General features: G+C 41.8%; 14 protein-coding genes. 7 read left to right on the top strand and 7 right to left on the bottom strand.

Going from position 1 to position 14552, the window contains the following annotated elements:
* Positions 1-103: 103 nt before the first annotated feature.
* Positions 104-760, top strand: coding sequence for an SIMPL domain-containing protein (locus ACQKL6_RS00160; RefSeq protein WP_402991168.1), 657 nt, complete (start codon positions 104-106; stop codon positions 758-760).
* A gap of 65 nt (positions 761-825) precedes the next feature.
* Here ACQKL6_RS00160 and purU read toward each other — a convergent pair whose 3' ends face one another.
* Positions 826-1728: a formyltetrahydrofolate deformylase gene (purU, locus tag ACQKL6_RS00155; protein WP_402870082.1), complete on the bottom strand. Its 903-nt coding sequence runs from the start codon at positions 1726-1728 to the stop codon at positions 826-828.
* A gap of 492 nt (positions 1729-2220) precedes the next feature.
* Between purU and ACQKL6_RS00150 the strand changes: the two genes are divergently transcribed.
* The 4 genes from ACQKL6_RS00150 (at position 2221) to ACQKL6_RS00135 (ending at position 6357) form a co-directional block, all read left to right on the top strand.
* On the top strand, positions 2221-3000 hold the full coding sequence (locus ACQKL6_RS00150) for a transporter substrate-binding domain-containing protein (RefSeq protein WP_402870080.1): 780 nt from the start codon (positions 2221-2223) through the stop codon (positions 2998-3000).
* A 26-nt stretch (positions 3001-3026) separates the two neighbouring features.
* Positions 3027-3692, top strand: coding sequence for an amino acid ABC transporter permease (locus ACQKL6_RS00145; protein WP_402870078.1), 666 nt, complete (start codon positions 3027-3029; stop codon positions 3690-3692).
* 12 nt (positions 3693-3704) lie between these two features.
* Entirely contained in the window at positions 3705-4445 is a 741-nt protein-coding gene (locus ACQKL6_RS00140; protein ID WP_402870075.1) for an amino acid ABC transporter ATP-binding protein, read from the top strand.
* A gap of 259 nt (positions 4446-4704) precedes the next feature.
* The gene (locus tag ACQKL6_RS00135) at positions 4705-6357 is read left to right on the top strand and encodes a glutamine--tRNA ligase/YqeY domain fusion protein (protein WP_402870072.1); all 1653 of its coding nucleotides are present in this window, start codon (positions 4705-4707) and stop codon (positions 6355-6357) included.
* A gap of 90 nt (positions 6358-6447) precedes the next feature.
* Here the strand turns inward: ACQKL6_RS00135 and msrB are convergent, their stop codons facing one another.
* The 4 genes from msrB to ACQKL6_RS00115 form a co-directional block, all read right to left on the bottom strand.
* Positions 6448-7407, bottom strand: a complete 960-nt coding sequence (gene msrB, locus ACQKL6_RS00130) for a peptide-methionine (R)-S-oxide reductase MsrB (protein WP_427650195.1) — start codon at positions 7405-7407, stop codon at positions 6448-6450.
* 183 nt (positions 7408-7590) lie between these two features.
* Positions 7591-8769 carry a NupC/NupG family nucleoside CNT transporter gene (locus ACQKL6_RS00125; protein WP_402870067.1) on the bottom strand — a complete coding sequence of 393 codons (1179 nt, stop codon included), beginning with the start codon at positions 8767-8769 and terminating at the stop codon, positions 7591-7593.
* 329 nt (positions 8770-9098) lie between these two features.
* Entirely contained in the window at positions 9099-10325 is a 1227-nt protein-coding gene (locus ACQKL6_RS00120; protein WP_427650193.1) for a sensor histidine kinase, read from the bottom strand.
* Positions 10326-10336: 11 nt separating this feature from the next.
* The gene (locus ACQKL6_RS00115; protein WP_427650191.1) at positions 10337-11008 is read right to left on the bottom strand and encodes a response regulator transcription factor; all 672 of its coding nucleotides are present in this window, start codon (positions 11006-11008) and stop codon (positions 10337-10339) included.
* A 355-nt stretch (positions 11009-11363) separates the two neighbouring features.
* Here ACQKL6_RS00115 and ACQKL6_RS00110 point away from each other — a divergent pair, with 355 nt between their 5' ends.
* The gene (locus ACQKL6_RS00110) at positions 11364-11690 is read left to right on the top strand and encodes a DUF485 domain-containing protein (RefSeq protein ID WP_427650483.1); all 327 of its coding nucleotides are present in this window, start codon (positions 11364-11366) and stop codon (positions 11688-11690) included.
* Positions 11691-11697: 7 nt separating this feature from the next.
* Entirely contained in the window at positions 11698-13233 is a 1536-nt protein-coding gene (locus tag ACQKL6_RS00105) for a solute symporter family protein (RefSeq protein WP_427591674.1), read from the top strand.
* 66 nt (positions 13234-13299) lie between these two features.
* Here ACQKL6_RS00105 and ACQKL6_RS00100 read toward each other — a convergent pair whose 3' ends face one another.
* Positions 13300-13752, bottom strand: a complete 453-nt coding sequence (locus ACQKL6_RS00100) for a threonine/serine exporter family protein (RefSeq protein WP_402870056.1) — start codon at positions 13750-13752, stop codon at positions 13300-13302.
* An 18-nt stretch (positions 13753-13770) separates the two neighbouring features.
* Complete coding sequence (locus ACQKL6_RS00095) at positions 13771-14526, bottom strand: threonine/serine exporter family protein (RefSeq protein WP_402870054.1); 756 nt, start codon at positions 14524-14526, stop codon at positions 13771-13773.
* Between the last annotated feature and the right edge of the window lie 26 nt (positions 14527-14552).

The following is a 14552-nucleotide window of genomic DNA, read 5'->3' as shown; positions in this document are numbered from 1 at the left end:
ATATCCTTATTCTTTCGATCAATCCTTCAACAAAAGGGAGCATGTTTTCCCTTACGGTCCCGTACAATAGGATAAACTCACTTTTATAAAAGGTTGGTGTCTTATGAATCAGGAATTTAGCACCCCCAATCGAAATTATCTTGATAACCCTCACGCTTTAAAGGTGTCCGGCTCTGAGACGCTTCAGGCTGCCCCTGATCAGGCGACCATTACCCTGGGGGTCATAACAGAGGATGAGGACCCCCGGAAGGCTCAACAAGCCAATTCACAAAGCATTGCACGAGTCATTGCTGGACTGAAGTCCATTGGCATTTCCGAAGATCAATTGAAAACGAGTGAATATAGGATTGACCCGCAATATGATTATGTTGGTGGAAAAGAACAGTTTAAAAATTATAAGGTCCATTATATAATCCAAGTCCAAACAACTGAGATTGAGGCCATTGGCATCATAATTGACACGGCTGTCAGCAATGGGGCCAATTCCATCTCCAATATCCGTTTTTCCTTGTCCACTCCAGAGGTCTATTACAATCAAGCCCTTTCACTAGCTTTAAAGAATGCTTATGAAAAAGCACTCTCCATGGCGAGAACGATAGGAGTTACCTTAAACCCCATTCCCACTCTCGTTGAAGAAATGTCGGAAACAACTCCTCCTGTTCTTTTCCAAACCAGTTCCTACACCAAAGCAGCCACTACCCCCATCCAACCTGGTGAATTGAACATTACCGCTACAGTAAGAGTGGAATATACTTACTAAGTTGCCGGTTTCCAAAGTAAAACCCTCTATTGGCAAGGCTACTTGCCAATAGAGGGTTTTTGTTTTTAAAAGACGACTGTTTTGTTTTCATGAACAAGAACACGGTCTTCCAAATGCCACTTCACAGCATGAGCAAGTACCCTGCGTTCTGCAGAACGACCAATTTTCTTCATCTCTTCTGCAGAGTCACGGTGATCGACACGTTCTATGTCCTGCTCGATGATGGGACCTTCATCTAAATCATTTGTCACATAGTGGGATGTTGCCCCTATCAACTTAACACCGCGGGTATATGCGCGTTCATAAGGTCGAGCCCCTATGAATGCAGGTAGGAATGAATGATGGATGTTGATGATTTTATTCGGATGGGCTGCCACGAAATCGGGTGTCAAAATCTGCATATATCGAGCCAATACGATTAAATCAATTTTAAAGTCCTCCAGCAATTTAAGCTGCTGCGCTTCCACTTCTTTACGAATCTCTTTATTTGCCGGAATATAATAAAAAGGAATATTCATGGATTCGACAATTTCCCTAGTATCTTCATGATTACTGATGACCATCGCTATATCTGCTAGTAGATTGCCGCTTTGCCACTCCCATAACAACTCAAGTAGACAATGTGGTTCTTTCGAAACGAAAATCGCCGTCCTCTTTAAATCACTAACGTAATTGAACGTCCATTGCATGGAAAACTTTTCTGAAATTTCTTGAAAATCTTTTTCCATGTCTCCTGATTTCGCTTTTAAGTTGGGGCAATCAAATTCAATTCTAGTAAAAAAAGTCCCGCCATTTGGATTCATGGAATACTGACTCAATTCAACAATATTCGCTTCATATTCTTTTAAAAAAGCCGTTACCGTTGCGACTATGCCTGGTTGATCCGGACATTTTATTATCAAACGTCCTCTATCTTCATTTTTTTCACGGTATGCCTGTAATTGCTCTTGCACAAAGTTGTTCACCATTATCCCAACTGCCCTTCGTCTTTTTGGCTCTATTATACTTTATTTCGTCAGCAATGTTAAAGTCAGTCCATTACTCCCCGATTAATAAGCACGATAATCCTTGTCTGAAACCTGTACTGCTTTCAACACCCACTCCGGATTGGAAGGTAATACATCCCCGTATACCGGCTTTTTTATTATTTCTTCGGTGGTTTCCACTTGCGTACCGTTTTAATAAGGGGGATTTTTTTCGATTGGATTTTCAATGACTTGATAGACACCCAGCTATCCAGTGGCTTGAACATAACGGGAGAAGAAGTAAATGCAAAGTCCTAGAACCTCTAAGAATTGCATAGTAAAAGAGATTAAAAGACAAGAATGGGCTGATTAAGGACGATTTTTTTTGATATTTGGACATTTTGGGACGTTCTTCCCAAAATTGGAGGTTATGACAGAAGACATGTTGGGTATAAAACACTTTATCAGTACCTAAAAGGGGGATTAGAAATAATCATGAAATTATCAGTAAAATTCATTCTTGCATTATTGGTCATTCTTGGTCTCATGTCCGGCTGTGCTGAGAAGGATCAGCTTGAAGATGGTAGTAAGCTGATTAATGAGGATCAGTTCATCTTCGCTTCCTCAGGTGAATTCAAACCATTCAGCTATGTCAATGATGACATGACTGTAACTGGATTTGATGTCGAGGTGGGAACGGCCATTGCCAAAGAATTAGGACTTGAAGCAGTTCCTAAGCGAATAAAATTCAAAGGAATTGTTGAAGGGGTCAAGACTGGTCGGGCAGATGCAGCTGTTGCCAGTCATACCATCAATGAACAGCGTAGTAAACACGTTTCCTTCTCTACTCCCTATTACTACTCTGGTCCTCAAATCTTTGTGCGCCCTGATAGTGATATCGAGACAATCGAGGATTTAAAAGGAAAAGAAGTAGCCGCGTCTAAAGGTTCTACATACGCAAACACCGCTGAAGAATATACAACCAATGTAAAAACCTATGATAGCGACATCACGGCCCTTAAAGCATTGAGCGGAGGGCGTCATGATGCTGTCATAACGGATTTTGTCACCGGAAAAGAAGCCGTGAAAGAAGGCTTTGAAATTGAAGGACGACAATTGATTGAACGGAGTGAGCAGGCGATTGTACTGCCACAAGATAACCCTGAGTTGCTCGCACGTGTCAATGCAGCACTCGACAATCTCCGTGAAGACGGAACGCTTGCTGAAATCAGCAAAAAGTACTTTGGTGAAGATATCACGACCAAACCTGAATAAAGATAGATAGAAAGGGAGTTGTTCCATTGCCAAGTTTTTCACATTTCTTTGATACATTATTTAGCTCTTCGGATGTGTTCATCCGAGCCATGCTCCTCACCTTGGAGCTTACTGTCGTATCCATTTTAGTGGGGACCGTCATCGGATTACTTTTTGCACTCTTAAAAATTTCTAATATTAAGATCCTCGCATGGATTTCAGATGCTTATGTATTCCTAGTCCGGGGTACACCATTGATCGTACAAATATTCATCCTTTACTTTGGTATTAGTAACATCTTCCTGCTTCCTGATTTTTGGGCAGCATCTCTTGCACTCGCCTTCCATAACGGTGCTTATATTTCGGAAATACTTCGTGGAACGATTCAATCCATCGACAAAGGACAGGTGGAAGCTGGTCGCTCGCTAGGAATGAGCAAGTCTCTCACACTAAGAAGAATCATCCTGCCACAGGCTTTCCGCCGTGCACTGCCACCACTAGGCAATCAATTCATCATCGGCCTTAAGGATTCCTCATTAGCCGCATTCATCTCAATGAATGAGCTCTTTAACGTTGCCACTACGTTAGGATCTAATAACTTTGATGAAATGACTTACCTTCTGATTGTAGCCGTCTATTACTTGATACTTGTAGCAATCTTAACCATAGCCGTCAATGCATTCGAAAAGAAACTGTCCATTAGCGATCGATAGGGGGAAATGAACATGGAACAAAAAGAAATGATTCGCATAAGAAACTTGAATAAATCATATGGAGATCTTCATGTGCTTAAGGATATCGATATGAAGGTGCTGGATAGCGATGTAGTCTGCCTGATAGGCCCTAGTGGCTCTGGTAAAAGTACATTGCTCCGTTGCTTGAACTATTTAGAGAAAAAGGACAGTGGACAGATCCTGATCGAGGGAACAGAGATTCAGCCTGGAAAACATGATATTAATAAGATTCGGGAAAAAGTGGGCATGGTTTTTCAGCATTTTTACCTTTTCCCACATATGACAGTGCTTGAGAATATTATAGAAGCACCTACTCACGTCAAGAAGGTCCCTAAGGCCCAAGCCATTAAGGAAGCAAAAGAGTTATTGGTTAAAGTGGGACTCTCGGATAAAGCGGATGTCTACCCAAGCAAACTATCGGGTGGGCAAAAACAACGGGTTGCCATAGCTCGGGCACTAGCCATGAAACCGGATATCCTACTCTTTGACGAACCCACTTCCGCTCTCGACCCGGAACTTGTCGGTGAAGTATTAGCGACAATGAAGGAACTGGCCATTGAAGGCATGACAATGGTCGTCGTGACCCATGAGATGAGCTTTGCCCGTGAAGTAGGAGACTGGATTGTCTTCATGCACAACGGACGTGTGATAGAAAGCGGCCCACCTACGGAATTTTTCTCCAATCCAAAAGAAGAACGGACGAAGGAATTTTTACAAACGACTGTATTTTAAATGACACCATCCGAAGCAATGCAGAGAAACTCTGCATTGCTTCTTTTCTGAACAATACTAGTTATATAGATTTATCAGTTGCCACCAAAGTTTCAGGGATATATTCTTCCCAAATGTGCAAACTAAATACTAGATGAATTGTTTCAGAATATATCCTCACTCCCCCCATTCCGGCTCGAACATGGAAAAATGTCTGTATTTATGGTATATATACAGGTAAAATTAAAAGAAGTATATAAATGAAAGAGGTCGAATTCTGTTGGAACATAACTCTTCAAACTTTATTAAAAATATTATAAACGATGATCTAGAGTCCGGAAAACATAATCATATCGTCACCCGTTTCCCTCCTGAGCCAAATGGTTACTTACACATCGGGCACGCAAAATCCATCATACTGAATTTTGGTGTGGCTGATGAATTCAATGGGAAAACGAACCTGCGTTTCGATGACACGAATCCATTGAAGGAAGATATTGAGTATGTCAATTCCATCAAGGAAGATGTCAAATGGCTTGGTTATGACTGGGATAACCTTTTCTTTGCTTCCGATTACTTTGATAAGATGTATCAAAAGGCTGTATTGCTAATCACTAAAGGTCTAGCCTATGTGGATGACCTAAATGCAGACCAAATCCGTGAATATCGTGGAACATTAACGGAACCTGGAAAAGATAGCCCTTACCGCAATAGAACGGTTGAGGAAAACCTTGAGCTATTTGAAAAGATGCGTAACGGCGAATTTGAGAATGGCCAAAAGGTATTGCGTGCAAAAATCGATATGAGCTCGCCAAATATTAACCTGCGGGATCCTGTTATTTACCGTATTTCCCATACGGAACACCACAATACAGGAGATAAATGGTGCATCTATCCGATGTATGCATTTGCTCACCCAATTGAGGATGCCATTGAAGGCGTCACTCATTCCATCTGTACGTTGGAGTTTGAAGATCAACGTCCGCTTTATGACTGGATTGTTGATAATTGTGAAATGGAAAGCAAACCACAACAATATGAATTTGGCCGTTTAAACCTGACGAATACGGTGATGAGCAAGCGTAAATTGAAACAGCTTGTCGATGAGAAATTTGTCGACGGCTGGGATGATCCACGTATGCCTACCATCTCCGGTTTACGGAGACGGGGATATACACCGGAAGCGATTCGTGCTTTCTGCCAGGAAATAGGTGTTGCTAAAACGAGTGGTGTCGTCGATTCCCAAATGCTTGATCACTTTGTCCGTGAGGATTTGAAGCTGAAGGCTCCACGTACCATGGGTGTTTTAAAGCCACTTAAAGTCGTCATCACCAACTATCCAGAAGGTGAAGTTGAAATGCTTGAAGCTGAAATCAATCCCGAAGTACCTGAGATGGGTACTCGACAAATTCCATTTTCACGTGAAATATACATCGAGCAAGATGATTTCATGGAGAATCCACCGAAAAAGTACTTCCGTCTTTTCCCGGGTAATGAAGTCCGTTTGAAACACGCTTATTTCATTAAATGCGAAGACGTGATAAAAGATGAGGCTGGAAATGTCATTGAGCTTCATTGCACATATGATGTTGAAACAAAGAGCGGATCTGGTTTCACCGGCCGTAAGGTGAAAGGGACACTTCACTGGGTCGAAGCTACACAAGCTATTTCAGCAGAATTCCGTAACTTCCAACCTTTAATCTTGGATAATGAGCAAAATGAAGAAGAAGAAAAATCATTTTTAGAGCGGGTTAACCCTGATTCCATAGAAGTCTTACAAGGATTTGTTGAGCCTAATATGAAAGACGTCAAGCCACAGGATAAATTCCAGTTTTTCAGACATGGCTATTACAATGTCGATCCTAAACTTACGTCATCCGATCAGCTCGTCTTCAATCAAATCGTTAGCTTGAAGAGTTCATTTAAATTATAAAAACTAATGAAAAGGACCAAATTCCATAATGGAGTTTGGTCCTTTTCATATGCTTATGAATTATCTTGCATCTTCCATCCCTCAACAACATCACTTCATTTGAAATAGCAATAATAGGTCTCCGTATCCTTCCTCTTCCATTTCATTTCTAGGGATGAACCGAAGTGCAGCCGAATTGATGCAATAACGAGTTCCCTTGGGGGCAGGACCATCCGAAAACACATGTCCTAGATGGGAATCGCCTTCCCTGCTCCGCACCTCAGTACGGGTAGATCGATAGCTTACGTCAATCTTTTCATGAACACTGGCAGACATGATCGGCTTTGTAAAGCTTGGCCATCCACATCCACTATCATACTTATTCCTGGAGCTGAATAGGGGCTCTCCAGAAACGACATCCACATAGATGCCTTCTTTAAAATGATCCCAGTACTCATTGTCAAAAGGTGGCTCTGTCCCATTTTCCTGTGTAACGAAAAATTGCCTCTCAGTCAAGATTTCCTTAAGGTGGGATTGATCCTTAGGCCAGTTTTCTTTTAAGAAAGCATCGCGGCCTGAACCCTTACGATACAAGGCGTACCTAAATTGATTCTTTTTATGGAAATCCTGGTGATATTCCTCGGCAGGATGAAACTCCATGGCCGGTAAAATATCCGTTACGATGGGGTCATCGAACAGATTATTCTCCATTAATTCTTTCTTAGACTCCTCGGCTTCTAATCGTTGACGATCATTATGATAAAATATCGCAGATTTATATTGATTACCCCTATCAGAAAATTGTCCACCAACATCGGTAGGGTCAATCTGCTGCCAGAATATCCGAAGTAAATCTTTATAAGAAATGAGGCGAGGATCAAACACTAGCTGAACCGCTTCTACATGATCGGTCTGACCTGAAATCACCTGCTTGTAACGGGGGTTGCGAACCTTCCCGCCCGTATAACCCGAAGTCACTTCAATCATTCCATCCATTTCATCAAAGGGAGCTACCATACACCAAAAGCATCCCCCTGCAAAGGTCGCGATCTCTCTATCATTCACTGTCACACTTGGCACCCTTTCCGACTATTTATTTTGTTTTATTATTACATATCCAAACAAGAAAACCCTTCTAGTCTCTTGAAGATTGGATGGCGCTACACTCCTTCATGTCATGCCATTCTATAAAAAGAGGCACTTAGGAATCAACCTAAGTGCCTTACATAATCATTTATTATAGCCTGGAACCTATTAAAGGATGACACTGACGATGATGGCTGATAGAATGCTGACAAGCGTCGCACCATAAAGTAACTTCAAGCCAAATCGTGCCACAACGTTCCCTTGCTTTTCATTTAGTCCTTTAACTGCACCAGCGATAATCCCGATTGATGAGAAGTTTGCAAAAGATACCAAGAACACCGATACAATACCTAAAGTTCTCTCACTGAATCCAGCATCCGCTAAGCTCAACATGGCAACGAATTCATTCGTCACTAATTTAGTGGCCATGATTCCACCAGCAGATACAATTTCAGATGCCGGAACACCCATGATGAAGGCAAATGGAGCAAAGATATATCCTAGGATTTCTTGGAAGCTAATACCTAGAATCAAGTCGAATAAGCTGTTTATACCAGCGATTAATGCGACAAAACCAATTAACATGGCAGCAACAGTTATCGCCACTTTGAATCCATCCATGATATATTCTCCGAGCATCTCGAAGAAGGATTGCTTTTCTGCCCCTTCTTCAACAGCGAGAATATCTTCTTCCTCGGAAACTGTATATGGATTGATGATAGAAGCGATAATAAATCCACCAAACATGTTAATAACAATGGCTGTCACCACATACCTTGGCTCAACCATAGTCATGTAAGCTCCTACAATCGACATGGATACAGTGGACATGGCCGATGCACAAAGCGTGTACATACGTGAAGGCGGTATGGCACCCAGCTGTTTCTTCAAAGTAATGAATACTTCTGATTGACCAACGATAGCCGAAGCAACCGCATTATAGGATTCAAGCTTACCCATCCCATTTATTTTACTGATTAGTAAACCAATCCACTTCATAATGAATGGAAGGATTCTTAAATACTGTAAAATACCAATTAAGGCGGATATAAAGACAATCGGAAGAAGAACATTTAAAAAGAACGGTGATGCGCCTTCATTGACGATTCCGCCGAAGACGAATGTTACCCCTTCATTGGCCCATTTCAAAAGCATTCCAAATGCGTCAGCAATAGCATTGATGATGACAAGACCAAACTTCGTATTTAATAATATATACGTCAAGATAAGCTGAATCAGGATCATTATGATGATTGGTTTAACTTTGATTTTCTTACGGTCACTGCTCACTAATACAGCAAGTCCAAAAACGACGATCAGCCCTAAAATTGCTATCAGAAATTTCATTATGCGGCCTCCACTTAGGTGAATTTAATTTATTTTAACTGGTACCTTAAAAGAATTATGCAAGCGTTTTCTCTTTTAGCCAAAATACCTTGTCCGTACCTCTTCAATTTTATATACTATACTAATATTTTTTGTAGTGCAATTAATTTTTTTCTATAAGCACAATACAATATTTGGTAACTGACAAACCCATTTTATTAAAAGTTTCCCCAACTGGTTTCTCTATATCCACATCTAACGAAACAGCAACGATCAAAAAAACTTAGGGTTAAAAAAGACCCTTAACTTTCCCTTAAGATAAAAGGGGAAATTAGAGCCTATCTTTTTATTTATATCTTTGGTTTTTTTGGAAAGGTAATTTCGAAACGCGTGCGTTTTCTCTCTTCACTCGTCACTTTAATAATCCCTTGATGCATTTGGACAATCCACTTGGCAATAGAGAGACCAAGCCCTGACCCTTCGTTTAAGGAACGGGATTGTTCCACTTGATAAAATCGATCAAAGATTTTCGATAGTTCCTCTTGAGGAATCCCCTTCCCATCATCTTCTACAGATAGAATGATGGACGAAGCGCTCTTGACGCAGGTTATCGAAATCTTCCCGCCTTTTTCCGTAAACTTCAATGCATTATCGACTAATATCACCAGTAATTGATGAATTCTTTCTTTATCCCCGAAAAACTCAACCTGCTCCGGGACTAAGCTAACCATTGTTTTATTCTGAAAAGAGGCTATATCGATATACTGTTCAACAATCTCGCTAATGACTTCATCGAAGAAAAACCTTCCTTTTGTAACCTCAATTTGATTGGAATCCGTTCGAGTCAAGGTTAAAAGGCTTGTAACTAACTTATTCAAACGTCGCACTTCTTTAGAAATAATCGATATATCGACCGCTTTATCTTCGATTGTCGCGGAAGGTGATTGAAACAACAAATCGGCTCTCGATTGAATGACAGCAAGCGGTGTCCTGATTTCATGCGAAGCATCGGAAACGAACTGCTGCTGTTGCTCCCATGATTTTTTTATCGGGATGAGGGCCCTCCCCGCCAAAAGGTAACCAGCTCCAATGGCCAAAAGGCTTCCAATCCCCCCACCCATGAGCAATATGAGCAATAAGCGATTGAGCATAGCTTTTTCCGAATCTACATTCCGAATGAATTGCCACGTCATTTTTCCGTATTCTGTTTCTACCTGTGTGGAAACCGCCCGGTATGTAGCACCATCGACAGAAATTTCTTCAATCTCATCAAACGTTTTCGGGAAAAACTCTGGTTCATTGACCTTGAAGAAACTGTTTTCGTTTAACCTTGGCTCAATGATTGTTTCATTCGGACCCCAAACGATCACACTCGGACCTGGGCCTAACTGAAATTCACCTGGGGGACGAATTCCCCCCGGCATTCCCCCAATCCTTTGCTCACGTAAGGAGTCATTCACTTCTTTATAAATCTGATTTTCCGTATAGAAATAAATTGTTCTGCTTAATATCGCAATAAGAACTATGAAGACGATTGAATTCAATAATGTCAACTGAAGCCTCGTTTTTTGAAACATGCTAACCCCCCTTAAGGTTGTTTTAACATATAGCCAATTCCTCGGATAGTCTGTAAGTCCTTATGGTATTGAAAGGGTTCCAATTTCTTTCTTAAATGGTGCACAAACACTTCAACGATTGCAATCGTCGTATCGGAGTCAAACCCCCAGATGCGGTCAAAAATCTGTTCACGGGTAAGGATTTTTCCTTTGTTTTGAATGAGGTATTCGAGCAATTCATATTGCTTCAGCGTTAGTCTTACCGCCTCACCCTCTACCAAAATACCCTTTTCCTTCTCCAACAATTGAATTCCTCGGTACTTCCAACCTTGCTCAAGCGAAAGAATTCCACTCCTACGCAGAAGAGCCCGTATTCTTGCCTTAAGCTCGGCTGCCTGAAATGGCTTGACCAAGTAATCATCCCCTCCAAGTTCCAGGCCCTTTACCCGATCCTCCAGGGAATCTTTTGCGGTTAAAAATAAAACACTCGTATCAATTTTGGCGTTCCTCATTTGGCGGATGATCTCGAATCCATCCATACCCGGAAGCATTACATCCAAAAGAATGATATCGTATATACGTTGCTGGGCCAAAAAGAGCCCATCTTCCCCGTTATCAGCTGTATCCACTTCATATTCATCCTCTAAAATTTGCCTCATTGACTCTAATAATGAAGCATTATCCTCTACCACTAATACCTTCATCAAAAGTCTCCCTCCCGACAAAATCCTCCTGTAAATATATTTTAATCCTACCCCTTTATATATATAAAAGAAAACCTGACAACATCAGCCTGCTTTTTTAAAGATGTATGATGAAATCAGTATTACGAAAGAAGCTTAACTTTTCCTTAATGATGGCTGCCTTTATATGTAACAAATGAACGAAGATTTCTTTTCTACGCTTTACTAAATTCTATGTCGAACAAAAAAAGGGGATTTTTTTAAAATTAAATTTACAAAATATTCTAATAAATATATACTGAGAGTGTTATCGGGCTCCACTAGGTAAATTATCTTGATTTATAAAGGGGGAACCACATTGCCATCAAATGAATCAATGGCTGAAGATCAAAAAGTAAGCGCTTCCACAAATTACACCGGAATTGTCCAATCACCATCATTTCAAGATCTCCTTAGAAAAAAACGTAAGTTCATCGTTCCACTTTCCATCTTTTTCATGGTCTTTTATTTCTCCTTACCCATTCTCACTTCCTATTCTACAGTCCTGAATTCAAATGCTTTCGGCGCTATCAGTTGGGCCTGGGTGCTTGCCTTCGCACAATTCATCATGACATGGACCCTATGTGTGCTTTACTCCAAAAAGGCTGCAACTTTCGACAAGCTTGTCGAACATATTATAAAAGAAGCGAAAGGAAGGGGGTGAAGAGGGCATGAATGTACTTGCTTTTGTCTTATTTCTTCTCATAGTCGGTCTAACCTTGGTCATAACCTTCTTTGCCTCACGCCGCACCAAAACGACAGCTGACTTCTATACGGCGGATAGCAGTCTAACCGGTTGGCAAAATGGCTGGGCAATAGCCGGGGACTATATGTCCGCCGCTTCATTTCTGGGAATTGCGGGGATGGTCGCACTCTCTGGATTCGATGGGTTCTTCTATAGCATCGGTTTTCTAGTCGCTTACCTCGTCGTACTCTATATTGTAGCCGAGCCCCTTCGTAATCTTGGGAAATACACTCTTGCCGACATGATTGCTGCACGCTTCAATGAAAAGAAGGTACGCGGCGTGGCTGCTTTAAATACGATTTCCATTTCTACCTTTTATATGATTGCCCAACTTGTCGGTGCAGGCGCCCTCATAAAATTATTACTTGGAATCGATTACTTATACTCCGTTATCATTGTTGGGGTTTTAATGACCGTATACGTCGTATTTGGTGGGATGACCGCAACTAGCTGGGTGCAAATCGTCAAAGCCGTTTTATTGATGGCCGGGACATTCATCATCTCCATTATCGTACTGGCAAAATTCGACTTCAGTGTGTTGGAGATGTTCCGGCAGATGAAAACAGCCACTCCTCTCGGAGGTGATTTCCTGAACCCAGGAAACAAGTTTAAAGATCCATTGGACACTTTATCACTCAATCTGGCCCTCGTGCTAGGAACGGCTGGACTTCCGCATATACTCATTCGATTCTTTACAGTGAAAGATGCCATCACTGCGCGAAAGTCCGTGGTCTATGCTACATGGATCATTGGAATTTTCTATATCATGACCATATTCCTTGGATTCGGGGCAGCAGCCTTCGTAGGGTATGACAAAATCGTTGGAGCGAATTCTGCTGGCAATATGGCTGCTCCCTTGCTTGCTGAAGCCCTAGGCGGAGATTTCCTTTTCGCCTTTGTATCAGCCGTTGCTTTTGCTACCATCTTAGCGGTTGTGGCCGGTCTTGTTCTATCTGCCGCCTCCGCCTTTGCCCATGATTTTTATGGTCATATCATTCGTAAAGGTGAAGCCACTGATAAAGAACAAGTCGTAGCCGCTCGTTGGGCATCCATCGGTGTGTCCATCCTTTCCATCATCCTTGCTCTATTTGCCCAAAATATGAATGTTGCCTTCCTTGTATCCCTTGCCTTTGCCGTTGCCGCTAGCGCCAATCTTCCCATCATTCTCTTTACGGTATTCTGGAAACGCTTCAACACAGCCGGAGCAGTCACAGGCATGCTTGTCGGCCTAGTCAGCTCCCTGTTGCTCGTGTTCTTAAGCCCGAATGTCTGGTCTCCGGATGGGAATGCCATCTTTGTAGGGAATCCGCTCTTTCCTCTTGAAAATCCAGGAATCATCTCCATCCCGATTGGCTTTATCGCTGCAATCGTAGGAACCTTGTTGTCCAGTAAAAAAGCGGATGCCAAGAAATATGATGAAATATTAGTCAAGGCTAATACGGGGATGAAGGATTCAATTTAACCCAAATAGGAAAAGAGGGGGATCATTTTTCCCCTCTTTTCCTATTTGGTAACATTCCAGCTATTTCTATATCTTATTTAGCCTCTTTAATTTTCTTTTATTGTATTTATTCACTAACTGATTCATAACCTCAGCAAAAATCAAACCCATGGCAATCGCCCCTGCTAGCATAAATGCTTTTGCTGCCAGCTGGACGGCCATATTGAAATCATTTTCCACAAAATGCTTCATCGCATCATAGGATAGTCCCCCAGGTACGAGTGGGATAATCCCTGACACATTAAAGATTGTAATCGGTGTTTTATACCTCTTCGCAAAATATTGGCTGATAACTGCTACGAGGAATGCCGCTGCCAATGTAGCAGCAATGCTATTTATCTCATTTTCGACCAGATAATAATAGAGAAACCAACCTACCATTCCAACCGTACCACATTGAATCAACGATTTTTTTGGCACATTGAAAATGACTCCAAATGCAGCAGAGGCAATAAAACTTGTAATTAACTGTGCAATCATTTTTCTACCTCCCCAACATCATAGGAAAACAAAGGCAACCGCAATCCCAGTACCAATGGCCAAGGCGGTCAAACCTGCATCTGCTCCTTTGGACAGCCCTGAAACTAAATGCCCTGCAATTAAATCCCTTGCTGCATTCGTAATTAATAATCCCGGCACAAGTGGCATCACGGCTCCAATAATGATCTTATCCAACTGACTACCCAAACCGAATTGCACAAATAACATAGCGGCCATGCCCACAACTAACGAAGCGATAAACTCGGCAAAAAAACGGACCTCCAATAACCAATGCAAATACAGCAGGCAAGAAAACCCTAACCCTCCGGCGATACACGACCAGATAAAATCACTCCACTGTCCTTGGAACATAATTAAAAAACAACCACTTGATATGAAGGCTGCAAAAATCTGTACCCACACGGAATACCCCATGCCTTCCTTTTCTATTTCCTTCAGACGGGAATAAGCTTGCTGTGGCGTCATTTCCCGACTTGATATGCTACGGGAAATGCTGTTCACTAACGTCACCTTGTGTAAATCAGTGGACCTTTGGGAAACCCTGATTAGCTTAGAGGCGGGGTGTTCCCCATCCAAGGAGAAGATAATTCCTGTCGGCGTTGAAAAGCTATGCGATTCATCACAACCAAAAGCGGCCGCTATCCTAACCATCGTATCTTCCACCCTGGAGGTTTCCGCCCCGTTTTGGAGCATGATTTTCCCTGCAAGCAAACAAACATCTATAATTTCATTCGTCTGAAACTGACTTTCCATCGTATCCTCTCCATTACTTCCTATAT

It is taken from the genome of Peribacillus sp. NPDC097197 (assembly GCF_050278025.1).
In the GTDB taxonomy this organism is placed as follows: Bacteria; Bacillota; Bacilli; order Bacillales; family DSM-1321; genus Peribacillus.
The sequence above is the reverse complement of the archived record's forward strand: the minus strand, read 5'-3'. Positions and strand labels throughout refer to the sequence as shown.